This window comes from Streptomyces sp. GESEQ-35, from assembly GCF_017948485.1.
Lineage (GTDB): Bacteria > Actinomycetota > Actinomycetes > Streptomycetales > Streptomycetaceae > Streptomyces.
The window spans coordinates 55,031-78,160 of sequence record NZ_JAFFSX010000003.1; the positions used below are offsets into that span (position 1 = coordinate 55,031).

The 23,130-nt window shown below is 70.3% G+C and carries 23 protein-coding genes and 1 pseudogene; 8 read left to right on the forward strand and 16 right to left on the reverse strand.

Annotated features, from left to right (window positions below; translation table 11 throughout):
* The first annotated feature begins 147 nt into the window (after positions 1-147).
* On the forward strand, positions 148-2,013 hold the full coding sequence (locus tag KCH87_RS07215; protein ID WP_210585461.1) for an NAD-binding protein: 1,866 nt from the start codon (positions 148-150) through the stop codon (positions 2,011-2,013).
* Between the two features lie 95 nt (positions 2,014-2,108).
* On the opposite strand, the gene KCH87_RS07220 is transcribed toward KCH87_RS07215, so the two are convergent.
* Positions 2,109-2,504 carry a DUF3592 domain-containing protein gene (locus tag KCH87_RS07220; protein ID WP_210585066.1) on the reverse strand — a complete coding sequence of 132 codons (396 nt, stop codon included), beginning with the start codon at positions 2,502-2,504 and terminating at the stop codon, positions 2,109-2,111.
* 98 nt (positions 2,505-2,602) lie between these two features.
* On the opposite strand from KCH87_RS07220, the pseudogene KCH87_RS07225 reads away from it, so the two are divergent.
* Positions 2,603-2,767: pseudogene (locus tag KCH87_RS07225) on the forward strand (DUF6191 domain-containing protein); the annotation flags it as partial.
* Here KCH87_RS07225 and KCH87_RS07230 read toward each other — a convergent pair.
* Positions 2,757-4,574, reverse strand: coding sequence for a prolyl oligopeptidase family serine peptidase (locus tag KCH87_RS07230; protein WP_210585067.1), 1,818 nt, complete (start codon positions 4,572-4,574; stop codon positions 2,757-2,759). The pseudogene KCH87_RS07225 and the gene KCH87_RS07230 overlap by 11 nt on opposite strands.
* Before the next feature lie 132 nt (positions 4,575-4,706).
* On the opposite strand from KCH87_RS07230, the gene KCH87_RS07235 reads away from it, so the two are divergent.
* Entirely contained in the window at positions 4,707-5,492 is a 786-nt protein-coding gene (locus tag KCH87_RS07235; RefSeq protein WP_210585068.1) for an SURF1 family protein, read from the forward strand.
* An 11-nt stretch (positions 5,493-5,503) separates the two neighbouring features.
* Here KCH87_RS07235 and KCH87_RS07240 read toward each other — a convergent pair whose 3' ends face one another.
* The 4 genes from KCH87_RS07240 to KCH87_RS07255 form a co-directional block, all read right to left on the reverse strand.
* Entirely contained in the window at positions 5,504-6,553 is a 1,050-nt protein-coding gene (locus KCH87_RS07240; RefSeq protein WP_210585069.1) for a hypothetical protein, read from the reverse strand.
* A gap of 116 nt (positions 6,554-6,669) precedes the next feature.
* Complete coding sequence (locus KCH87_RS07245; RefSeq protein ID WP_210585462.1) at positions 6,670-7,266, reverse strand: SigE family RNA polymerase sigma factor; 597 nt, start codon at positions 7,264-7,266, stop codon at positions 6,670-6,672.
* 458 nt (positions 7,267-7,724) lie between these two features.
* Complete coding sequence (locus KCH87_RS07250) at positions 7,725-8,789, reverse strand: aspartate-semialdehyde dehydrogenase (protein WP_210585070.1); 1,065 nt, start codon at positions 8,787-8,789, stop codon at positions 7,725-7,727.
* The gene (locus KCH87_RS07255; protein WP_210585071.1) at positions 8,789-10,066 is read right to left on the reverse strand and encodes an aspartate kinase; all 1,278 of its coding nucleotides are present in this window, start codon (positions 10,064-10,066) and stop codon (positions 8,789-8,791) included. Before KCH87_RS07255 ends, KCH87_RS07250 begins: the two co-directional genes overlap by 1 nt.
* Positions 10,067-10,266: 200 nt before the next feature.
* On the opposite strand from KCH87_RS07255, the gene KCH87_RS07260 reads away from it, so the two are divergent.
* Both KCH87_RS07260 and KCH87_RS07265 read left to right on the forward strand, forming a co-directional pair.
* A complete protein-coding gene (locus KCH87_RS07260; RefSeq protein ID WP_210585072.1) occupies positions 10,267-10,965 on the forward strand; it encodes a response regulator transcription factor in 699 nt (232 codons plus the stop codon).
* Positions 10,962-12,347, forward strand: coding sequence for a HAMP domain-containing sensor histidine kinase (locus KCH87_RS07265; RefSeq protein WP_210585073.1), 1,386 nt, complete (start codon positions 10,962-10,964; stop codon positions 12,345-12,347). Before KCH87_RS07260 ends, KCH87_RS07265 begins: the two co-directional genes overlap by 4 nt.
* Here the strand turns inward: KCH87_RS07265 and KCH87_RS07270 are convergent.
* The 6 genes from KCH87_RS07270 to KCH87_RS07295 form a co-directional block, all read right to left on the reverse strand.
* On the reverse strand, positions 12,313-12,813 hold the full coding sequence (locus KCH87_RS07270) for an SgcJ/EcaC family oxidoreductase (protein ID WP_210585074.1): 501 nt from the start codon (positions 12,811-12,813) through the stop codon (positions 12,313-12,315). The genes KCH87_RS07265 and KCH87_RS07270 overlap by 35 nt on opposite strands.
* A gap of 154 nt (positions 12,814-12,967) precedes the next feature.
* On the reverse strand, positions 12,968-13,159 hold the full coding sequence (locus KCH87_RS07275; protein WP_210585075.1) for a hypothetical protein: 192 nt from the start codon (positions 13,157-13,159) through the stop codon (positions 12,968-12,970).
* A gap of 121 nt (positions 13,160-13,280) precedes the next feature.
* Positions 13,281-15,230, reverse strand: a complete 1,950-nt coding sequence (locus KCH87_RS07280; protein WP_210585076.1) for an NB-ARC domain-containing protein — start codon at positions 15,228-15,230, stop codon at positions 13,281-13,283.
* 86 nt (positions 15,231-15,316) lie between these two features.
* On the reverse strand, positions 15,317-15,727 hold the full coding sequence (locus KCH87_RS07285) for a hypothetical protein (RefSeq protein ID WP_247195867.1): 411 nt from the start codon (positions 15,725-15,727) through the stop codon (positions 15,317-15,319).
* A gap of 43 nt (positions 15,728-15,770) precedes the next feature.
* Positions 15,771-16,352, reverse strand: a complete 582-nt coding sequence (locus tag KCH87_RS07290) for a Uma2 family endonuclease (RefSeq protein ID WP_210585077.1) — start codon at positions 16,350-16,352, stop codon at positions 15,771-15,773.
* A gap of 50 nt (positions 16,353-16,402) precedes the next feature.
* Positions 16,403-16,975 carry a hypothetical protein gene (locus KCH87_RS07295; protein ID WP_247195868.1) on the reverse strand — a complete coding sequence of 191 codons (573 nt, stop codon included), beginning with the start codon at positions 16,973-16,975 and terminating at the stop codon, positions 16,403-16,405.
* Positions 16,976-17,529: 554 nt separating this feature from the next.
* On the opposite strand from KCH87_RS07295, the gene KCH87_RS07300 reads away from it, so the two are divergent.
* The gene (locus KCH87_RS07300; protein WP_210585078.1) at positions 17,530-18,264 is read left to right on the forward strand and encodes a sulfite exporter TauE/SafE family protein; all 735 of its coding nucleotides are present in this window, start codon (positions 17,530-17,532) and stop codon (positions 18,262-18,264) included.
* 23 nt (positions 18,265-18,287) lie between these two features.
* Complete coding sequence (locus KCH87_RS07305) at positions 18,288-19,118, forward strand: PhzF family phenazine biosynthesis protein (protein ID WP_210585079.1); 831 nt, start codon at positions 18,288-18,290, stop codon at positions 19,116-19,118.
* 12 nt (positions 19,119-19,130) lie between these two features.
* Here KCH87_RS07305 and KCH87_RS07310 read toward each other — a convergent pair whose 3' ends face one another.
* Positions 19,131-19,541, reverse strand: a complete 411-nt coding sequence (locus KCH87_RS07310; protein ID WP_210585080.1) for an SsgA family sporulation/cell division regulator — start codon at positions 19,539-19,541, stop codon at positions 19,131-19,133.
* Between the two features lie 211 nt (positions 19,542-19,752).
* Here KCH87_RS07310 and KCH87_RS07315 point away from each other — a divergent pair, with 211 nt between their 5' ends.
* The gene (locus tag KCH87_RS07315) at positions 19,753-21,228 is read left to right on the forward strand and encodes a sigma-70 family RNA polymerase sigma factor (RefSeq protein WP_210585081.1); all 1,476 of its coding nucleotides are present in this window, start codon (positions 19,753-19,755) and stop codon (positions 21,226-21,228) included.
* 20 nt (positions 21,229-21,248) lie between these two features.
* Here the strand turns inward: KCH87_RS07315 and KCH87_RS07320 are convergent, their stop codons facing one another.
* From KCH87_RS07320 to KCH87_RS07330, 3 genes are all read right to left on the reverse strand, one after another.
* On the reverse strand, positions 21,249-21,938 hold the full coding sequence (locus KCH87_RS07320; RefSeq protein ID WP_210585082.1) for a DUF5063 domain-containing protein: 690 nt from the start codon (positions 21,936-21,938) through the stop codon (positions 21,249-21,251).
* The gene (recR, locus tag KCH87_RS07325) at positions 21,931-22,530 is read right to left on the reverse strand and encodes a recombination mediator RecR (protein ID WP_210585083.1); all 600 of its coding nucleotides are present in this window, start codon (positions 22,528-22,530) and stop codon (positions 21,931-21,933) included. Before recR ends, KCH87_RS07320 begins: the two co-directional genes overlap by 8 nt.
* Positions 22,531-22,619: 89 nt before the next feature.
* Positions 22,620-22,982 carry a YbaB/EbfC family nucleoid-associated protein gene (locus KCH87_RS07330; RefSeq protein WP_210585084.1) on the reverse strand — a complete coding sequence of 121 codons (363 nt, stop codon included), beginning with the start codon at positions 22,980-22,982 and terminating at the stop codon, positions 22,620-22,622.
* Positions 22,983-23,130 lie beyond the last annotated feature (148 nt).

Below are 23,130 nucleotides of genomic sequence, written 5' to 3' on the forward strand. Positions count from 1 at the left end.
CTGCTGAACCCCCCTCCCGTCTAGTACGGCCGAACAATGCCAGGCGTTCAACCAGTTGTTGGAACCACGCGTCTCATTGAGGCAGTCTGTCCCCTCGTGGGGAGCAGCGTTCCGAATCAAGGTCAGCCGGGCGGCACGTCCGCGCACATGGTGGTGTGCGGCGACGACGGCCTCGCGCACCGGCTCGCCGCCGAGCTGCGCGGAGTGTACGGCGAGCAGGTCACCCTCGTCGTGCCACCCTCGGTGACCAGCGTCCGGCCACCGGTGGTCGGGCGGGCGCGGGCGGCCTCGGCGGCGTTGCTGGACCGATGGGTCAGCCGGGCCAACGGGGACCCCGCCGGCAACGGGCGGGTAGTGGAGGCGGCCGAGATCACCGAGGCCGTGCTCGCCGACGCCGGCGTGGACCGGGCCGAGGCGCTGGCGCTCGTGTACGACGACGACGAGACCAACATCCGCGCCGCCCTCACCGCCCGCCGGCTCAACCCCCGGCTGCGGCTCGTCCTGCGGCTGTACAACCGGCGGCTGGGGCAGCACATCGAGGAACTCCTCGACCAGGCGGCCGCGTTGGCGACCGGCGACGAGGACATCGGCGCCGACGCCTCCACGACCGTCCTGTCCGACGCCGACACGGCCGCGCCCGCGCTGGCCGCCACCGCGCTCGCCGGGACCAGCAAGGTCGTACAGACGGACGGGCTGCTGCTGCGGGCGGTCGAACGGCAGCCGTGGCGCGGCCGGATCGCCGATCCCGGACTGGCCACGCTGGCACTGCTGTCCCCCACGAACAACGACTCGACGGACACCGACGAACAAGGCCCGCAGCTCCTGCCCGACGACGCCACGGTACGGGCCGCCACCGGGCGCGGAGCCGTCGTCCTGGAGCAGGTGTCGTACTCGGGTCCTTCGCTGACCGCCGGGCGCGCGGTCGGCGTCGTACCGGCCTTCGCGTCGTTGTTCTCGCGGCGGCTGCGGTGGTCGCTGGCGGGCCTGGTGGGGTGTGTGCTCGCGCTCGCGGTCGCACTGACGGTGGTCACCGACGAGCATCCGCTGTACGCGACCTACGAGACCCTGCTCGACCTCTTCGCCATCAACGAACCCGCCCTGCACCAGCCCCTCGGCCGCCAGATCCTCCAACTCCTCTCCGGGCTGCTGGGGTTGCTGCTGCTGCCCGTGCTGCTGGCCGCCGTGCTGGAGGCGCTGGGCACCTTCCGCAGCGCCTCCGCCCTGCGCAAGCCGCCGCGCGGACTCGGCGGGCACGTCGTGCTGCTCGGCCTCGGCAAGATCGGCACCCGCGTACTGACCCGGCTGCACGAGCTGCGTATCCCGGTCGTGTGCGTCGAGGCCGACCCGGAGGCGCGCGGCGTTGCGACCGCGCGCCGGCTGCGCGTGCCGGTGATCCTCGGGGACGTCACCCAGGAGGGCGTCCTGGAGTCCGCCAAGATCCACCGCTCCAGCGCGCTCCTCGCGGTGACCAGCGCGGACACCACGAACCTGGAGGCCGTGCTCTACGCCCGTTCCGTACGGCCCGACCTGCGCGTCGTCCTCCGCCTCTACGACGACGACTTCGCGACCGCCGTGTACCGCACCCTGCGCGCCGCCCACCCGAACGCCGTCACCCGCAGCCGCAGCGTGACCCATCTCGCCGCGCCCTCCTTCGCCGGCGCCATGATGGGGCGGCAGATCCTGGGCGCGATCCCGGTCGAGCGACGCGTGCTGCTGTTCGCGGCCGTGGACGTGGGCGGGCATCCGCAGCTGGAGGGCAGGACGGTCGGCGAGGCGTTCCGGCCGGGGGCGTGGCGGGTGCTGGCGCTGGACACGGCGACGTCCGGCGAGCGCCAGCCCGACCCGTCTGCGCCGGAGAACGCCGATGACGGGGAGGGACGGCCGTCCGGGCTCGTGTGGGACCTGCACGAGGGGTATGTGCTGAAGGCCGAGGACCGGGTGGTGCTGGCGGCGACGCGGAGGGGGTTGGCGGAGTTGTTGGGGCGTAGGCGTCGGGAGCCTGCGGGGATGTAAGGGCTTCGCTGGTGCTGTGTGAATCTGCGGGCCGGTGGGGGCTGGTCGCGCAGTTCCCCGCGCCCCTGAAGGGGCGCTGAGCTGACCGGCGCGAATCAGCCAGCCACGGCCGCCAAGGCGCCGACACCCAGGAACAGCGCGCCGCCTATCGCCATCGCGACCGGCGGTATCACCGTGTGGGCGCGGGTGCCCACCCGTGGCGCTTCGGGCTTGTCCGGCATGAAGAGGACGGGGACCTGGCGGCCGACCGGCAGGCCTAGCCCGACCCCACGGGCCTGCGGCGTGAACTCGCGGTACAGGCCGCGGTGGTCGGTGTACGCGATCACGAACGCCCACTTCGGTCCGTCGGGGTCCCCCGAGCGCTCCCGTCGTGTGACGAGTCCCGGGACCGTGATGCCGCGCCTGCGCAGCCGTCGCACGATGCGGGTGTCCCGCCATGCGGCCAGGAACAGCAGCGGCCCGACCACTGAGCAGACGAGCGTGGCGATCATGCGTTCTCTCCCTGTTGTGAGCCCAATGCCCGGTATGCGGAGGGCAGTTACGCCTCGTCGAGGGGCGAGACGTGAAACCGGGCGTGGTGGTTCCGGCGGGCAAGCAGCACGAGCTGAAGGAACGGCAGTCGTCGCTCGTGCTGCGGGACGACGAGGAGGACGGGGCGCCGCCGCACCGGACGCGGGTGGATCTGGACGGCGGGGTCGCGGTCGTACGGCTGCCGCCGCCCCCGACCCCGCCGTCACCCGACGTCAGCCCTTGAGGTGCCGGCGCGCGAAGTCCAGCTCCAGGCGCACCTGCTTGATCCGCTCGTCGACGACCAGCGAGCCGTGCCCCGCGTCGTAGCGATACACCTCGTGAGCCGCGCCGCGGGCCTCAAGTCGCTTGACGTAGTTGTCGATCTGGCGGATCGGGCACCGCGGGTCGTTGACGCCCGCCGAGATGTAGACGGGGGCCTTGGCCTGGTCGACGTAGGTGATCGGCGAGGACGCCTCGAAGCGCTCGGGGACCTCCTCGGGGGTGCCGCCGAGCAGGGTGCGGTCCATGGCCTTCAGGGCTTCCATCTCGTCGTGGTACGCGGTGACGTAGTCGGCGACCGGGACCGCCGCGATGCCCATCGTCCAGGCGTCCGGCTGGGTGCCGAGGCCGAGCAGGGTGAGGTAGCCGCCCCAGGAGCCGCCGGTGAGGATCAGCCGGTCCGGGTCCGCCAGCCCCGAGGCGACCGCCCACTCACGCACCGCCTCGATGTCCTCCAGCTCGATCAGCCCGACCCGGTGCTTGAGGGCGTCGGTCCACGCGCGTCCGTACCCGGTCGAACCGCGGTAGTTGACCCGCACGACCGCGTACCCGTGGTCGACCCAGGCGGCCGGGCCGGCCGCGAAGGAGTCGCTGTCGTGCCAGGTCGGGCCGCCGTGGATGTCGAAGACGGTGGGGAGGGGGCCGGTGACACCCACCGGCTTCTGGATCAGGGCGTGGATACGGCCGCCAGGACCCTCCACCCACACGTCCTCCACCGGCACCGATCCGGGGGACTTCATGCCGGGCGGGTCCAGGACGACACCGCCCGTCGTGGAGCGCACGGTGGACGGCTCGGCGGCCGACGACCACAGGAACTCCACGGTGCCGTCCGGGCGGGCGGTCGCGCCGGAGACGGAGCCCGCCGGGGTGGGGACCTGATCCAGCGCGCGGGACGCCAGGTCGTAGCGGAACAGCTCGCTGCGGGCCTCGAAGCTGTGCACGATGAGCAGCGCGGAGCCGTCCGGATACCACTCGGCGCTCACGTCACCGGGCAGGTCGAGGGCGAGATCGGTCTCCACGCCGCTCGCCACGTCCCACACCAGCGGCTCCCAGCGGCCGCGCCGCTGATGCCCGATGAGCAGCCGGGTGTCCCCGTCGACCGGCGCGAAGCCCAGCACCTCCAGGCCCAGCTCGACGGTGCCGCCCTTGGTGTCGTCGAGCTCGGCGAGTGCCGTGCCGTCGGGGCGGAGCACGCGCAGCGCCGAGTGCATCGCGTCGCCGTGCTCGGTGTGCTCGACGGCGATCAGCGAGCCGTCGTGCGAGAGGTCGCCGACGCCCGCCGACTCACGGTGCCGGTAGACCTCCACCGGGTCCCCGCCCGCGCGCGCGAGATGGATCGTCGTACCGTCCTCGTCGGTGGAGCGGCCCACGACCGCCGTGCGCCCGTCCCGGCCGAGGGCGAGGCCCGCCGGGTAGGACGGCTCGAGACCGGGGACGGCAGCCTCGTCCGCTCCCCCGCCGAACGGCTGGCGGCGCCATACGCCGAACTCGTCACCGTCTTTGTCGTCGAACCACCAGATCCACGCACCGTCCGGCGAGAGCACGCCGTCCGTCGTGCCGTTCGGCCGGTCGGTGACCTGGCGCTGCTCCTCCGTCGAGCGGTCCCAGGCGTACAACTCGTATGTCCCGGTCGCGTTCGACACGAACAGGGAACGGTCCGGTGCGTCCTCCGCCCAGTCGGGCAGCGACACCCGGGGCGCCCGGAAGCGCTTCTCCCAGTCCGGCATGTCTTCTTTCCGCTCCGGAGAGTCGGACCCGTTGCTCTCAGTCATGGCTCCATACTGCCCGCTCCCTGTGACAATTCGCTGGCCAGGTCCCCAGCCTGTGGATAACTCCACGACGGTTCCACCAGGGTGCCCACCCCGCGGCCCGGCCGCGCCCACCCGCCCCGTACCGTTATGGGCGTGTACCGGTTCCTGCTGACCCCCCGCTGGTGGGGAATCAACGTCTTCGTACTCCTTGCCATCCCCTTCTGCATCTACATGGGGTCGTGGCAGCTGAGCCGGTTCGAGGAGCGGGTGGACAGTGCCCGCGGCGCGCAGGAGAAGGCCGCCTCGGACCAGCATGAAGCGGCCCGTCCGCTGGCCGAGTTGCTGCCCGTGGACAAGGAGACCTCCGGCGAGCAGGTCACCGCGACCGGGCGGTACGGCAAGCAGCTGCTGGTGCCGGGCCGGGAGCTGGACGACAAGAGCGGCTTCTATGTGCTGACGCTGCTGCACACGGACGAGGACAAGGCACTGCCCGTCGTACGGGGGTGGCTGCCGGGCGATGCCGACTCGGCGAAGGCGCCCGCCGCGCCCTCCGGTGAGGTCACCGTCACCGGTGCGCTCCAGGCGTCCGAGACGCCCGGCCAGAACGGGGTCAGTGCGCAGGGCGGGCTGCCGGCCGGGCAGACCGCGGCGATCAGTGCCGCGTCGCTGGTGAACCTCGTGTCGTACGACGTGTACGACGCCTGGGTCACGCTCAACACCGGTGACGCCGGGATGAAGGCGGTGCCGGCGGTTGCCGCGCAGGACACCGGGCTGGACCTGAAGGCGTTCCAGAACCTCGGCTACACCGGCGAGTGGTTCGTCTTCGCCGGGTTCGTGGTCTTCATGTGGTTCCGGTTGCTGCGGCGCGAGGTGGAGTTCGTCCGGGACGCGGAGCTGGGCCTGGTGGCCGAGGAAGAGCGCGACCCCGTATCGGCATAGTCCGCGACGGCCTACGACACCGTCAGCAGGCCCGTCCAGTAGACCGACCCCGCGCAGGCGCCCGACACGGTCGCCGAGGCCGTGGGGGCTCCGGGCTCCGCGGTGTTCGCCACGGTCACGCTGCCGTCCGCCGTGCCGTCCTCCGTCACCAGCTGGGTGGATGTGCCGGTGTCGGTGCCGGTGGTCGTGCCGGTCGTGCTGCCGGTGCCGTCCGTGGGCGTCGGGTCGGGCGTCGGCTCGCCGGTGTTGCCGCCGTCGCTGTCGCCGGTGGTCGGGCAGGTTTCCGAGGGCACCCAGGCGAACTTGACCTCGTACGCCGCGCCGGGCGTCAGGAGCAGTTCGGGAGCTTCCAGGGACGGGTCGGGCAGCGAGGCCGCGGCGTCCCCGGAGACATGCCGGAGGGTGGAGATCTTGGTGGCGTCGGCGGCGCCCGCGGGGGTCATGCTCACCGTGCCGGGACTGGTGACCTTGCAGTCGGTGGTGGAGATGTTGGTGACGCGGAAGGTGCCGTAGACCGCGTTGGCGGAGTCGGGGGCGTCGGTGGTCGGCGTGGCGGTGCCGAGCTGTTCGGCGGTGCACAGGGGCGCGCCCACCGTGGTCGTCGCCGTCGGGTCGGCCCCGGCCGTCGTCGCGTCGGGGCCGCCGGTCCCGCTGCCGCTGTCCGTGTCGTCGTCCTTCTTGCCGCCGTCCTGGCCCTTGTCCTCGCCCTGGCCCGAACTGCCGCCGGAGGTGTTCTCGCCGCCGTCCGGGCCCTTGTCCTGTCCCACGCCGCCCTGTGCCTGGGACGCATGGCCGGCGTTGGAGGTGTTGGTGGCGGAGCCGGTGACGTTCGAGACGTGCAGGAGGGCCGGGACCGCGGTGCCGACGAAGAGGGCGGCCGCGGCCATGCCGACGAGGGCCTGGCGCTTGCGGGCCCGCCGTGCGGGTACCGCCCGCCGCAGATGGTCCAGCGTGCCGTCGCGCGGCTCGACCTCCTGGACCGCATCGTGCAGCATCCTGCGCAGTGCCAGCTCGTCCGAGTCGAGCCCCGGGAGGCTCTGGTCGTCGGGGCCGTGGTTCACAGTTCCGTTCCCAGCGTGCGATTGCTTCGGCTCGTGAGGGTCCGACTCTGTCGGCTCACGCGCTTCGTAGGGCTCATGAGGGATGCGGAGATGCCGCCGTCCCTCGTCGTCGTCACTCATGCCGGCGCCTCCATCGCGACCCGCAGCGCCGCGATGCCGCGCGAGCCGTAGGCCTTCACGGAGCCCAGCGATATGCCGAGCGATTCGGCGACCTGCGCCTCGGTCATGTCGGCAAAGTAGCGCAGGACGAGGACCTCGCGCTGTCGGCGCTGAAGACCCTTCATCGCCTTGATGAGCGAGTCGCGCTCCAGCAGGTCGTACGCGCCTTCCTCGGCGCTCGCCATGTCGGGCATCGGCTTCGACAGCAGCTTCAGGCCGATGATGCGGCGGCGCAGGGCGGAACGCGAGAGGTTCACGACCGTCTGGCGCAGATAGGCGAGGGTCTTCTCCGGGTCGCGGACCCGCTTGCGCGCCGAGTGGACGCGGATGAACGCCTCCTGGACGACGTCCTCGCAGGAGGCCGTGTCGTCGAGGAGGAGTGCCGCGAGCCCCAGCAGCGAACGGTAGTGGGCCCGGTAGGTCTCGGTGAGGTGGTCGACCGTGGTACCGGCCGCCACGACGTCGTCCGCGCCGTCACGCGGGCCGGGTATGCGGGTGGGTCGCGCTGCGGGCATGGGCGCGATCACCGGCATGCCGCCGGCCGCGCCGGACATGCGGGGCCGGCGGGGACGCAGGGCTGTGCCGCGCGTCGCCGCTGTGAAATCGAGTACCTCTGCCACGCCAGTTGGACACGCGACCCCCTCTGAGGGTTGTACGTGCCGGGCGTCACGTTCACGCCGGGCGCCGTTCTCTCCTCAGGCAGCACAACTGAAGGTGCCTCACAAGCCCTCATGCGACCCGCTCTTCCCCTATGTCCCATATGAACCGAGCGTCCCCACGCTCGGCTCACGGCGTCCCCACGCCGACCACATCGCGTCTCCACGCCCCTGGAAGGGCGACCGCAAAGACGCTCCCCGCCCTCCGCACGGTTGCGGAAGACGGGGAGGAAATCTTCGAACGCCGATGGGGCCCGGTACAAGTGGTCCGGACCATCGTCCAGCTCACATGTTGTACTTGAATCCTACAAACAATTCCGGCCATGCCCAGGCCATTTTCCTGTGAGCGGAACGCCTCACGAGAACTCCGCCGCCACCAGCTCGGCGATCTGCGCGGTGTTGAGGGCGGCACCCTTGCGCAGATTGTCCCCGCAGACAAAGAGTTCGAGCGCTGTGGGGTCGTCCAGCGCCCGGCGCAGCCGCCCCACCCACGTCGGATCCGTGCCGACCACATCGGCGGGCGTGGGGAACTCCCCGGCGGCCGGGTTGTCGAAGAGAACGACGCCGGGTGCCGTGGCCAGAATCTCGCGGGCGCCCTGCACGGTGACCTCGCCCTCGAAGCGGGCATGGACGGTCAGCGAGTGCGTGGTGAGCACCGGCACCCGTACGCAGGTCACGGCGACGGGCAGCTGCGGCAGTCCGAGGATCTTGCGGGTCTCGTCCCGCACCTTCATCTCCTCCGACGACCAGCCGTCCTCGCGCAGAGAACCGGCCCACGGTACGACGTTCAGCGCGACCGGCTCCGGGAACGGCCCGGTGAGGTCGCCGACGGCCCGCCGTACATCACCGGGGTGGGTCCCCAGTTCCGTACCGGCCACCAGGGACAGCTGCCGGCGCAGTGTCTCGACGCCGGCGCGCCCGGCCCCGCTGACGGCCTGGTACGACGACACCACCAGCTCGCGCAGCCCGAACTCGGCATGCAGCGCGCCCAGGGCCACGATCATGGAGAGGGTCGTGCAGTTGGGGTTGGCGATGATCCCGCGGGGCCTGACGCGCGCCGCGTGCGCGTTGACCTCGGGCACGACAAGCGGCACATCGGAGTCCATCCGGAAGGCGCCCGAGTTGTCCACCACCACCGCGCCCTTGGCGGCGGCGACGGGCGCCCACTCTGCGGCGACCTCGTCCGGTACGTCGAACATGGCGACGTCGACGCCGTCGAAGGCCGCCTCGGTGAGCGCCACCACCTCGACCTCCTCGCCGCGCACGGCCAGCTTGCGGCCGGCCGAGCGCGGCGAGGCGATCAGACGGATCTCGCCCCAGATGTCCGCGTGCTGCGACAGGATCTGGAGCATGACCGTGCCGACGGCTCCGGTCGCTCCCACGACCGCGAGCGTCGGTCGTACGGACCCCGTCCCCGCCATCAGCGTCCCGTGCCTCCGTAGACGACGGCCTCGTCGCTGTCGGAGTCGAGTCCGAAGGCGCTGTGCACGGCGGTCACGGCCTCCTTGACGTCGTCGGCGCGGGTGACGACCGAGATACGGATCTCGGAGGTCGAGATCAGCTCGATGTTCACGCCGGCGTCGGACAGGGCCGTGAAGAAGTCGGCCGTCACACCCGGGTTGGTCTTCATGCCGGCTCCGACGAGGGAGATCTTGCCGATCTGGTCGTCGTAGCGCAGCGATTCGTAGCCGATGCCGTGCTTGTTCTTCTCCAGGGCGTCGATGGCCTTGCGGCCGTCGGTCTTGGGGAGCGTGAACGAGATGTCCGTCAGGCCGGTGGAGGCGGCGGACACGTTCTGCACGATCATGTCGATGTTGATCTCGGCGTCGGAGATCGTGCGGAAGATCGCGGCGGCCTCGCCCGGCTTGTCCGGCACGCCGACAACCGTGATCTTGGCCTCGGAGGTGTCATGCGCGACACCGGAGATGATGGCCTGCTCCACCGTCTTTTCCCCTTGCGTAATCGGCTCACTGCTGACCCAGGTGCCCTGGAGCCCGCTGAAACTGGACCGGACATGGATCGGGATGTTGTAGCGGCGGGCGTACTCCACACAGCGGTGGAGCAGCACCTTCGAGCCGGACGCGGCCAGCTCCAGCATGTCTTCGAAGGAGATCCAGTCGATCTTCTTCGCCTTCTTCACCACACGCGGGTCGGCGGTGAACACGCCGTCGACGTCGGTGTAGATCTCGCAGACCTCGGCGTCGAGGGCGGCGGCGAGAGCGACGGCCGTGGTGTCGGAACCACCGCGCCCGAGCGTGGTGATGTCCTTCTTGTCCTGGGAGACGCCCTGGAACCCGGCGACGATGGCGATGTTGCCCTCGTCCAGCGCGGTCCGGATACGACCGGGCGTGACATCGATGATCCGGGCTTTGTTGTGGACCGAGTCGGTGATGACGCCTGCCTGGCTGCCGGTGAAGCTCTGGGCTTCGTGCCCCAGGTTTTTGATCGCCATGGCCAGCAGCGCCATGGAGATTCGCTCTCCGGCGGTCAGCAGCATGTCGAATTCCCGGCCGGCAGGCATCGGGGATACCTCTCCGGCGAGATCGATCAGCTCGTCCGTCGTGTCGCCCATCGCGGAAACGACGACGACCACCTGGTGGCCGTTCTTCTTCGCTTCCACGATCCGCTTGGCGACGCGCTTGATGCCCTCGGCATCGGCTACGGAGGAGCCTCCGTACTTCTGCACGACAAGGCCCACGTGCGCTCCTCGCTCAGTCCGTGTGTGTCGGCTCAGTTTAACGAGCGCCCGAATATCCCCTCCGGAAAACCGCATGGTGAGATGTCCGGCCGCTCGTTCTCGGACTGCACATGCCCGGTGCGCGGCAAAGGCACGCAGAAAAGTGCCACGGGTCACAAGGGGCCGCTGTGCATCAACTTTCAAGCACTAGGGTTCGGCCTGTGCGCGTACTTCTGGTGGAAGACGATGAACCGGTGGCGGAATCACTGCGCCGCGGCCTGATCCGCTACGGCTTCGAGGTGGAGTGGGTGACCACGGGCGGGGCGGCACTCGCGCACGAAGGGGCGTACGACGTCGTCCTCCTCGACCTCGGGCTGCCCGACACCGACGGCCTCGACGTCTGCAAGGCGCTGCGCCAGCGCGGCAGCGTACCGATCATCGTGATCAGCGCGCGCAGCGACGAGACGGACCGGGTGGTCGGCCTGGAGCTGGGCGCGGACGACTATGTGTCCAAGCCGTTCGGGGTACGGGAGGTCATCGCGCGGATAAGGGCGGTGATGCGGCGCGTCCAGCCCCCTGCGGCCGCGTCGGAGTCCGGCCCCGAGCGCTACGGCCCCCGTCTGACGATCGACCGCAAGGCGGTCCGCGTCCGGCTGGACGGCGAGGAGGTGTCCCTCGCCCCCAAGGAGTACGACCTGCTGGCCTTCCTCACCGAGGAGCCCGGCGCGCTGATGTCGCGCGAGCAGATCATGGAGGCGGTCTGGGACGCGAACTGGTTCGGGCCGACGAAGACACTGGACGTGCATGTGGCCGCGCTGCGCCGCAAGCTGGCGGGCGCGATCACGATCGAGGCGGTACGGGGTGTCGGATTCCGCCTGGAGATCCTCGGGATCGGGGACGGCGGTAGCAGCTCCTCATGATCCGCCAGCTCATCCGCAGCTACGTCCTGCTCGTCGCCGTCGCCATCGCCCTGTTCACGGTGCCTGTGGCCTTCACGCTCACGGACCAGCTGCGGGACGACACCGCGGATTCCGTCCTGCGTGAGGCCAAGACCATGGCCCTGCTGCTCGGCAACGACGACGACTTCTCGTGCGCGGCGCTGGACGAGATGGCCGAGGCGTATGCCGGCCAGACACCCGGCGAGGTCCAGGTGACCGAGCGCTGCGACACCGCCCTGCCGACGCCGAAGCAGGACGCGGCCCTGACCAGGGCCCTGGAGAAGGGCGAACCCACGACCGACTGGGGCTCCTCCTTCATCTGGGGGCCGGAGCTGGTGATCACCGTCCCCGCGCGCGAGAGCAAGGTGCCCGGTGACGGCCGCAACGAGGGCCCGGTCGTCGGCGCCGTACGCGTCGTGTACTCGACCGACGATCTGACCACCCGGCTGTGGACGATCTGGGGCTTCCGCGCGGTCCTCGCGGTCGCCGTCCTCGCCGTGGCCGCCGTGATCGGCGCCGCGGCGGCCCGGCGGATCACCCGGCCGCTGCGCCAGCTCAACGACATGGCGAGCAAGTTCAGCGACGGCGACCTGACGGCCCGTTCCCCCGTGACGGGCCCCCCGGAGACACAGACCCTGGCGCGCACGCTGAACCAGGGCGCGGAGCGGCTGGACACGCTGGTCGCATCCCAGCGCATCTTCGTCGCGGACGCCTCCCACCAACTCCGCACTCCGCTCACGGCGCTCAGGCTCTCGCTGGACAACATCGCGGACGGGGTGGACGACGAGTTCGTACGGGAGGACGTGGAGCAGGCGACCGCGGAGGTGGTCCGGATGAGCCGCCTGGTCAACGGCCTGCTGGTGCTGGCCCGCGCGGAGGCCAAGGTCACCGCGGCGGAACCGCTGGCGCTGCGGGACATCGTGAACGAACGCCTCGCGGTGTGGAGACCGGCCGCCGACGAGCGCGGAGTCACCGTCGCGCTCGGGGGGAGTGCCGACGGCCGGCCGACTGTGCTGGCCAGTCCCGGCAATCTGGACCAGGTCCTGGACAACGTGCTCTCGAACGCGCTGGAGGTCTCGCCGGACGGCGGCACGATCACCGTACGGATGGAACCGAAGGGCGACACGGTGGTGCTGTCCGTCCTGGACGAGGGCCCCGGCATGTCGGACGCGGAGAAGTCCCGCGCCTTCGACCGCTTCTGGCGGGGCCAGGGGCTCACCGGGCGCGCGGGTTCCGGCCTGGGCCTCGCCGTCGTCAAGCAGCTGGTGACCGACGACGGCGGGACCGTGGTCCTGCGGGACGCTCCCGGGGGCGGGCTGAGCGTGGAGATCAGCCTTCGGGCATCGCAGAGGAGTGGTGGTTGACGATCTTCCACTCGCCGTTGCGCTGCTTCTCGTACTCGTAGGTGTAGCGGGCCTCGACGACGCGCTGCTCGCCGGTCTCCGGGTCGGTGAGGGTGAAGTCGTACGCCCCCGTGTCGATCGCGGAGTTGTCGTCGAGAACCTTGACGACCGACGTGACCTTCTTCCCGGCCGGCTTGTTCGCCAGGAAGTGCTCGAAGTAGTCGACGATGCCGGCCCGGTCGGTACGGATCTTGTTGGAGACGGTGGGGAGCAGGACCGCGTCCTTGGCGTACAGGTCGGCCACCGTCTCCGGGTCACCGGTCTCCAGCGCGGCGTTCCAGCCGTCGAACAGCGAAAGGACCTGCGCCTTGGTGGGCTTGGCGGCCTCCTTCGGCCCGGCCACCGCGGCGCCGGCGGCGAAGGTGCCTGCGGCGACGACAGCGGTGGCGGTGACGACGGCGGCGCGTATACGGGTCTTGCGGGTCATCGCAACTCCAGTGCGGGTCAGGGGGCTTGTGCTTCCCTCCGCGTTCGCCGCGGTGGAAGTGACTCCAGACTCGCTTTCCGCCGGTTAGTGCCCGTGCAGCCGACGTACAGGGGACGACCAAGACCCGCCCAACATACGCAGGGTCACCTCACGATCACGCTCGGGAACCCTTCGGCCCCCGCTCCCGCACCAGACTGACACCCGCCCCGGCGGACACGACCGCCATCCCGATCCCCGTCGCCACCCCCTGCGTCCCGTCCACCACGAAGGGTGCGACCGCGGCGACGACGGCGTTGAAGAGGAACAGGAACCACAGGGCGGGCTTGGAGGAGAGCAGGGACTTCATGACGGTTTCCTTCGCTTGGGGTGGCTGACCTTGTGTGATCAACGATCCCGGTCGCGAGAGGGTGGGAGGAGGGAGTGCGGTCCCGAATGGGGGGTGTAGTGGGCTACACCCTGGCGGGCCGTCACTTTGCGATGCGCTGCAAGATGGCCTTGACGCGACGGACAAGGTCGCGGGCTTCCGGAGTGTCGCCCGCCACCCGCGCCAGATCGGCAGTGAGCGCGGGCATCAGCTCGACAGCACGTCTCAGGTCGCCCGCCTCCACCAGAATCCCGCACTGCTCGGAGCGCACCGCCACCGTCTGGGCGTCGCGATCACCCAGGAGTGCCCGGTACTTCCCAACGACCTTCTCCGCAAGCTCGACGGCCTCGCCGAGGTCACCCGACTTCCTCAACGCGGTGAGAAGCTGTTGCTCAAGTGTCGTGACCGTCCAGCTGTCCTGCCCGAGGATCCTTACCGCCTCAGCGATCCGGGCCTCGATGACCTGCCGGTCCGACGGCTCACTGGAGGCTCCCCTCCGAAGCTCCATGCGGGACTCGAACGTCACGGGATGGTCCGCTCCCAATGCCGTCATGGCATCCTCGACAATCAAACGCCTCAGATCTCTTGCCTGCTCGGGGGCAGATCCCTGCAGGGCCAGAGCTAGCATCCGGCGAGCCATGAACGTCTCCGGATGAAAGGCCCCCAGCCTCTCCCTCTTCTGGGCCAGGTCTGCTTCCAGGAGCGGCTGTGCTCGGTTCATGTAGCCGTTGATGACGTAAACCGGAAGCACCTGGCCGCGCACAATGTCCGAGCATTCCCAGCTCGGATTGCGCTCGACTGCGGCCAGGGCGCGTTCGATCAGTGCGACACTCCGCTCGCGATTGGCTCTCGCGAGGTGGCCTGACGCCATGGTGAGGAGCAGGGTGACACGCTCCGTGTCGAACTCACCGTCCATGCAGTTCGAGAGCGCGTCGGCGTGCCCCGCCCACAACCGCTCGGCCTCGCCGAACAGATGGGTCGTTGGCCACACCTCGATCAGCAGAGCTGCGGCCGCTTCCCGGCGCTCGGCCATCGTCTCCCGATCCCCGGCCCGAGTGACCGCCTGCACCAGCCGATGCACCGACAACAGCTCCCCGCGCACCTTGACCATGCTGTGCGCCGCCAGCCGACGGATCGCCTCGGTCACTTCCACCGGACCACCGAGATGGTCCAGATACGCCCGAGGAATGTCGTCCGGCGCCCACCAGCCAACGGTCCGCAGCATCTCCACGGCGAGCGGACAGTCGGCCAGCCGATCCAGCGTGACCTGCCAGACCCGGGCGAGCGTGCGCCGCGCGTCGCCGTCCTCTGCCGTGGCGGCGTACATCTCGGCGGGATGCCGGGCGAGTAGGTCCAGGTAGGCGCGCGGAGTGATCTCCGCTTCCCTGCAGTACGCGGCAGCCTGGTCGATGGCCAAGGGAAGGCAGCCGAGTTCGGCGCACAGCTCCTCGACGCCGTAGCGGTCACCATCGTAGATCTTCGTGAACAGCTCTACGGATTCGGCGGGTTCGAGTACATCGAGGTCTACCGTCCTCGCGATTCCGCGCCAGCTCGTCGCACCCCGGCGCGTGGTGATCAGACACCGTCCGCGTGTGACCCGCGCGAGCAGCGGCTTGATGTCGGCCGGGGCGGAGACGTTGTCGAGTACGAGGAGCCAGCCGTCGTTGGCGGAGAGCCACTGGATCGTACGCTCTCTAAAAGCGTCCTCCGTCAGGACGTCGACGAGGGCAGGCTGAAGGGCACGGCCGAGGGCGGCGAGACCGGCGTCCAGCTCGACGGGCGTCTCTGCAGTGATCCACCAGATAGGGTTGAAGTCCGCCGTCCGCTCCGATGCCCAGCGCGCCGCCAGCGTCGACTTGCCGATGCCACCCAGACCGTGGATGGCGTGCACGACCACTCCGCCCGTGTCACCGAAGGACTCGTCCAGCAAACCCAGTTGCCGCTCACGCCCGACGAACTGATCTGTACGGTACGGAAGATGGCACACCCGGGATGCACACGGCGCCATACCGAACGCCTCCGCCGGCAGCATCGTCGCCCGCTCCACGTGCATGGGGAAGTCCCCGGTCGAGACACTCCCGATGTCCCGCCCCGCGGCGACCGACCGCTCCCCCGACGCCTCCACCGACTCGCCGTCGCTCACGCGTTCCCCGTCGACACGCTTCCGACGTCACCCCCGGCCGCGACCGAACGGTCACCGGAGGCGGTGACGTTTCCGCTCGGAGGCAGCGACGTGGGCGCGGGCAGCGTGGGCGGGGGCGGGGCGGACACGCCGTTGCCGGTCGAGACAGAGCCGATGCTTCCGCCTGCGGCCACCGATCGGTCACCGCTCGCCTGTACGGAGCGCCGGGAAGGCGCTGCTGCCCGTGGCTGACCGAAGTACGCATAGAGGGGAAGCGCCAGCCCGATGAGCGCCGCCGCGCCCCCGGCCACACTCGCCCACGGATCCGCCGCGTCGACGTCCAGGATCGCGCCCACGATCAGCCCCACCGCACCCGCGACGCACAGCCCGATCCCCGCCCACATCAACGCCTTTGACTGCCCTGTCATACGGTCATGATGGCGCCCAGGAGGGGCGGGGCGCAGGGAGTTGTCAGTCCACGAACTCCTTGAGGGGCTCGGTGTCGAGGTTGATATTCACGGGGTCCGGGAGCTTGACGGCGGCACCGAAGGGCAGCTTCTCCTCATGTCGGTAGCGACCGCCCTCGGGCTGGTTGAACACGACGACCGAGCCATCGTCGCGGTCGACGAGGAGGTAGACGGGAATACCGGCGGCTGCGTAGCCGTCAGGTTTCTCGACCCGGTCGCGCTGGTTGGTGTCGGAGTCGAACGACGTGATCTCGACAGCCATCAGTACACCGTCGCCTTCCGACCACTCGCCATGACCCTTGAGGCCGCCTCTGGGAACCAGGATCGCGTCTGCTCGGGCCCGCCCCTTGCGGTAGGCCTCGGTTTTGAGACCCCGCTCGGGATGCAACCGAAGATCCGGACGCAGTTGCATGCACCGCTCCAGGAGCCACATGTAGATCTCGCTGTGGTTTCCGTCCGGCACCGGCTTGACCTGGACCCTTCCATTGATGAACTCCAGCCGCACGGTCTCGGGGGCATGGCGTTGCAGCTGCTCGAACTCCTCGACGGACATCTGCGGCTGCCGGTGCTCGGTCCTGGGGGTCATGGCGTCGCCTCCTTGACTCCATGGTGCCCTGACCGGCACGTCCTGCACGCTCACAACGCCATCCCGGCCTTCGACCGCAGGCCGCCCGCCCTGCGCACCTCGTCCGCCCAGTGCGTCACGTCCACCACCCCGGCCTCGGGGACCGGGCTCGGCAGGAACGTCTCCGGGATGGGCGTCCACTCCGGCTCATTCGCCTCTTCGGCCTCGAACTCCGCGTGGCACTCACGGCAGATGCCGTTGGTGATCTCGGTTGTCCGCTCGTCCGCGTCACAGGTGACGCAGGCCATGATCACGCGGCTGACACAGGCTCGCCGCGCGGCCTTCTGCCGGACCTTCGCCTTCTTCGGGGGCATCTTGCCCTCCAATCGGTTGCGGGCGAGTCCGCCCGGGTTGCTGACTGCGGGCGGGAGTCTGTCGGTGAGGGCGCGGGTGATGTCCTGGGAAGTCGACCCACGGTCGTGCAGTTCGGCGAGGGTGCGGTAGGAGGCGCTGGGCTTCAGCTCAGGAGTCTGCATATCGTCCGGCTCATCCGGCACGGCCTCCGGTGCCGCAGGTTCATCGATCCGGGCCAGACCCGACTGGTAGTGCTCCGTCACGTCCCTGCCGTGGCGCGTGTCACCCACCGCATCGACTTGTCCTCGACGGTGATGTGCTCCCGGATGTGACGCAGGTGGCCGGCCTCGGCGATGCGCTTCTGTGAAGTGCGCACGGCTTGCCGGCCATAGCGGGTGTACGACGGCGATCGCCTTGTAGCCAGTCGCGTGGCCTTCGTCGAGGTGGTCGACGAAGACGGCGATCTCACGGTCGCGGGGGCTCAGGTGTGCGAAGTCCGGGTCAGCGTGCGGGTCTTCGTCACCCGTGGCGCGTTTTCCGTAGCCCGCTTTGGCCAGGGGGTGCGACGGGGACGGCAGGGCAGGACTAGGCTGGGCGTAAGCCACGATCGACTCGCATTCGATCCGTAGGTCAGGCCCCGGCGCCGGTGTTGGTAGCACCGACCGGGGCCGAACTATTTGCACGTTTGCGGCGAACCTAGAGCGGCTTTACGTTCCGACGCAAGCCGATCACGGAACGTCACCCTTTCGGGTTACGCTCCCCCAACTCACTTACAGACTTGGTTGGTTGGGTTGGAATTCAACCCCGTTGACCGTGGTGTTCCCGGCAGCGAGGATCCCCACCCATGACAGCCGATCTCCTGCTGGGCGCCGTCGTGCTGGTCGCCTCCTGCGTCCAGTGGCTCACCGGAATGGGGTTCGCCCTGGTCGCCGTGCCGGCGCTGGTGGTGCTGCTCGGGCCGGGTGAGGGGGTCGCTCTGGTCAACTGCGCGGCCGGGGTGATCAGTGCCGTGGGGCTGGCCGCCGGGTGGCGGCGGGTGCGGCCGGGCGCGACGCTGCCGTTGTGCGTCGCGGCGGTGTGCACGGTGCCGGCGGGGACCTGGCTCACCCGCCAACTGCCCGAAGCCGGGCTGATGCTGGTCATGGGCGGGCTGGTGACGGTCGCCGTCCTGCTCGTCATGCGGGGCGCCCGCGTGCCCGCGCTGCGCGGCACCTCAGGAGCGGTCGCGGCCGGTGCGGTGGGCGGCTTTATGAACTCGGCGGCCGGGGTGGGCGGGCCGCCCGTGTCCCTGTACGCGGTCAACGCGGGGTGGTCCGTACGGGACTTCGTGCCGAACGCGCTGTTCTACGGCGTCGTCGTCAACGTGTTCTCCGTGGCCGCGAACGGGGTGCCTCGGCTGGGCCGGCCGCAGTGGGCCGTCCTCGCTGTCGCGCTGGCCGTCGGCGCGCTCGCCGGACGGGGACTCGCCGGGCGCATACCGGAGCAGCGGGTCCGGTCCTTCGTACTGCTGCTGGCCCTGGCGGGCGGGCTCGGGGCGGTGGGGAAGGGGGTGTGGACGTATTGGGGTGGCCTTCGGTAGCGCACGTCGTTACGGTCGGTCGGATGGAGATCCTGCGCTATACGGCCTTCACCACCGAGCCCGCCGGAGGCAATCCCGCGGGTGTCGTCCTCGACGCCTCGGGGGTCGACGAGGCGACGATGCTGGCGGCGGCGGCCGAAGTCGGTTACTCGGAAACGGCGTTCGTGGTGCCCTCGGTCGAAGGCGCCCTGGACGTGCGGTACTTCAGCCCGCTCGCCGAGGTGCCGTTCTGCGGTCATGCGACGATCGCCACGGCGGTCGCGTACGCGGACCGGCACGGACCGGGACCCCTGCTGTTGCACACCAAGGCGGGCCCGGTACCCGTCACGACGGCCCGGGCGGAGGACGGCACCATCGTGGCCACCCTGACCAGCGTCGAGCCGCGTACAGCGCCGATTCCGGACGTCGATCTGGCCGAACTGCTCGCCGCCCTGCGCTGGTCCGCCGAGGATCTCGATCCGGCGCTGCCGCCGCGCGCGGCCTATGCCGGCGCCTGGCATCCGGTGATCGCCGCCGGCTCCCGGAGCCGTCTGGCCGACCTGGACTACGACATGTCCGCGCTCAGCTCGCTCATGCGCCGCAAGGACTGGACCACCGTCGACCTGGTCTGGCGGGAGTCGCCCACGGTGTTCCACGCCCGTAATCCCTTCCCGCCCGGCGGTGTTGTGGAGGACCCGGCCACCGGCGCGGCGGCGGCAGCGTTCGGCGGCTATCTCAGGGAGCTGCGGCTCGTGCCCGTTCCGGCGGCCTTGACCATCCATCAGGGTGTGGACATGGGACGGCCGAGCACGATCTCGGTGTCGGTGCGGGAGGAGCCCGGCATCGGCGTCAGCGGCACCGCCGTACGCATCTGAGCGGAGCTCACCTCAGACTCCCCCGAGCAGCGAGGTGAGGCCCTGATCGAGGGCGGCTCCCAGGCTCTCGTCGGCTGGTTCGACCACGGTGTACGAGCGGAGCAGGAAGCGGCGCAGGACGGCCGGGTCGAACCAGACCATGGCCACGCCCTCCGGCGCGTGCAGCTCCACGACCGTGCGCAGCGGTCCGCAGGGCCATATGTGCACACTGCCGATCCCGGCGGCCGCGTCCAGCCCCTCCTCCAGCAGGGAGCGGGCGAAGGTCCAGGTCGCCACTTCGCCGCTGAGCGAGATGTGGGCCGGGAAGTCGAGGTGCACGGCGAGGGGATCGGCCGAGGTGTAGCGGAGGGTCACGGGGACCGGGAGCTCGCGGCCGGTGGTGATCAGGCGGGCGTGGACGGGGTGTTCCAGGGTGATGTCCATGGTCGGACTCCGATTCGGATGAGGTGGGGGCGCCTGTTTCGGCCGATGCCCTCCTTGAGTGCGCGGGCGGCTCGCTCATTACGCCGAAACCAGAGGCAAGTTGATGTGATCCACATCACTCCCACTGAAGCCGGGAACTTTTGTTGAATGTTATGGCATCTAGGCTTACAAACCTGTCCCTGCCACACCCGCAGGCAACTGGAGCCCCGCCATGACCGACGGCCTCGCCGCCGCGCCCGCCCCGGAGTTCGCGTCCGCCACCGCCGCGTACGCGCGGATCTACGAGGAGCACCAGCCCCGCCTCGTCGCCTACGCGCGGACGCTCACCCGGAACGCCTGGGTCGCCGAGGACCTCGTCGCCGAGGCCCACTTCCGCGTCTGGCGGCGGCTGGCGGCCGGGCACGAGATCGACAACGTGCCCGCGTATCTCATGACGACGGTGCGCCATCTCGCCGCCGCGGCCGGAAGCGGCGCACGCGAGACGCCGCGGGATCCGCAGACCGACGAGCACGCCGGACCCGACGCGCACGTCGACGATCCGGCCGAACAGGTCTCCTCCGTCGACCTGTTGGTACGTGTGCTGGGTCAGCTGCCCGAGCGCTGGGTGAAGGCGCTGTGGCTGGCGGAGGCGGAGGGCCAGCCGCTGACCGCGGTCGGCACCCAGATCGGCATCCGGCAGGGAGCGACGGCGGTCCTGCTGCACCGGGCCCGTGAAGGCATGCGCCAGGCCTTCCTGCGGACCCAGGACGGCGCCCCCGACGACCCCGCCTGCGAGGTCCATTGGGGGCGCATGCCCGCGTATGTGCGCGGCAACGCGACCGCGCGCCAGTCCGAACGGCTGCTCGGTCATGTGGACGCCTGCGACGACTGCCGCCACCGGCTCGCGGTCCTGATGCGCGCCAACGACCGGCTGCCCGCGCTCACCGGTCCCGCGCTGCTCGTCTTCGCGCTGGGCGGCGCCGGCAAGTTCCTGCTGCCGTTCGCCGCGGGGTCCGCCGGTGCGGCGACCGCGGCGACTGCGGCGTCCGCGGCGGGCGGGCACGGCAGCGGACTGTTGCACGGGGTACACCAAGCCGTGACCGGCGCCTCGAAGGTGCCGACGTCGGTCGCGGTCGGTACGACGGTGGTGAGCGCCGCCGCCGCGCTCGTCCTCGCGCTCGGCGTGCTCGACTCCCCTTCGGGTCCGCCGGAGGGCGTGCCGGTGGCGAAGGGCCCGGTGACCGAGATACCCGTGGAGCAGCCGCCGAAGGACGTGGCCGCGGAGGTGCCGGTCGACCGGCAGAGGAGCGAGCAGGCCGGGTCGGACGAACGGACCGGGCCCGCGCACACCGTCGTCGACGCCCCGGCCGACGCCGCCGTGGTGGTACCGGTGACGGCGATCGACGGGTCGGCGCCGAACGGTTCAGAGCCGGTTCCCGCCACTCCGGAAGCACCGGAGGAGGGGGCGGAAGAGCCGGGGTCGCCCGCGCCGGAGCCTTCGGAGCCCGCCCCCGTCGAGGAGACACCGGCCCCTCCGGAGCCGGCCGAACCGACTCAGCCGACCGAACCGACGGAGCCGTCAGGCCCGTATGAGCCCACCGACCCCACCGAACCGACGGACCCCGCCGAGCCGACTGAACCCGTGCCCGCCGACCCGGAGCCGGCGCCCTCGACGCCCCCCGCCCCCGGCGGAGACTGCGGGGACTGACGACGCCGACGGCGCCCTGGCTACTTGGACTCGGCCTTGGACTTGGCCTTCGCCTTCGTCGCCGGCAGCCCCAGCGGACCCGCGATCTCCTCCGCCATCACCTTCCCGGCCTCGAACTCAAGGGTGTCGTCGCCCATGGCCTGGTCGGTGTCGAGGCCGTCGAGTTCTTCGAGGGGCTGGTTGAGGCGGACGTGGGCGAGGACGGACTGAAGCGCGCGCAGCGCCGCGGAGACCGTGGCGCCCCAGTTGGAGAAGTAGGAGAACTGCCACCACCACATGGCTTCGACGGTGCGGCCCGCACGGTAGTGGGCCATGCCGTGGCGAAGGTCGGTGATGACGTCGGTGAGATCGTCGGAGATACGGGCGGGGACCGGCGCCTTGCGGGGCTCGTACGGGTCGAAGACCTCCGAGTAGACGTCGACCGGTTCGAGGAGCCGGGCGAGGTTCTCGCGGAGTTCGTCCACGTCCGGCTCGGGGCCCAGGTCGGGCTCGTAGCGCTCCTCGGGCACGAAGTCCTCGTGCGCGCCGAGACGGCCGCCGGCCAGCAGCAGCTGGGAGACCTCCAGCAGGAGGAAGGGGATCGCCGATTCCGGCTCGTCGCCCTTCGCCACCTCGCTCACCGCTACGAGGAAGCTCTCCACCTGGTCCGCGATCTGGACCGCGAAGTCGTCCGGGTCCTGCGTGGTCGCGTGCAGCGTGGCGTCAGACATCTAGGAGTCGTCTCCCCTCGAAGGCGCGGCCAAGGGTCACCTCGTCCGCGTATTCCAGGTCGCCACCCACTGGGAGGCCGCTGGCCAGGCGGGTGACCTTGAGGCCCATGGGCTTGATCATGCGGGCGAGGTACGTGGCCGTGGCCTCGCCTTCCAGATTCGGGTCCGTTGCCAGGATCAGTTCCGTGACCGACCCGTCGGCCAACCGCGCGAGAAGTTCTCGTATACGCAGGTCGTCCGGACCGACACCCTCGATCGGGCTGATCGCGCCGCCGAGGACGTGGTAGCGGCCGCGGAACTCACGCGTGCGCTCGATCGCGACGACGTCCTTCGGCTCCTCCACCACGCAGATGACGGCGGGGTCGCGGCGGGTGTCGCGGCAGATGTTGCAGTTCTCCTCCTGCGCGACGTTCCCGCAGATCGCGCAGAAGCGGACCTTGGCCTTGACCTCCATGAGGCACTGCGCGAGACGCCGTACGTCCGTCGGTTCGGCCTGGAGGATGTGGAAGGCGATCCGCTGCGCGCTCTTGGGACCGACGCCGGGCAGCCGCCCCAGTTCGTCGATGAGGTCCTGGACCACGCCTTCGTACACGGACTGCCGCCCTTCCTGGTGCTGTTCAGTTCGTACGGTAGTTGCCGGACGCCCGTCCTAGAAAGGCAGGCCCCGTCACAGAACAGAAGTCAGAACGGCAGGCCGGGGATACCGCTGCCGCCGCCCAGACCCTGCGCCAGCGGGCCCAGCTTCTGCTGCTGGAGCGTCTGCGCGTTCTCGTTGGCCGCGTGCACCGCCGCGATGACCAGGTCGGCGAGCGTCTCGGCCGTCTCTTCAGCAGATGCGGTCTCGGGGTCCACCGCCTTCGGGTCGATCTTGAGGGCGCGCAGCTCGCCGGCGCCGGTGACGGTGGCCGTCACCAGGCCGCCGCCGGCCTGGCCGTCGACCTCCGTCTGCGCCAGTTCCTCCTGCGCTTGCGCCAGGTCCTGCTGCATCTTCTGGGCCTGCTGGAGCAGCTGCTGCATGTTGGGCTGGCCACCACCGGGGATCACGATCAGCTCCTCTTCCGCGTACGGGTTTTTCCCGCTCGTTTTTCCCGCTCGGCACGAGCCTACGTGGTCCGCGCAGCCGTCGCCCCAGCACTCTTTCGAGTGAGGCGGCCGTGAGTCCTATACCTGATCAAGACCCACTTCCGGGCGG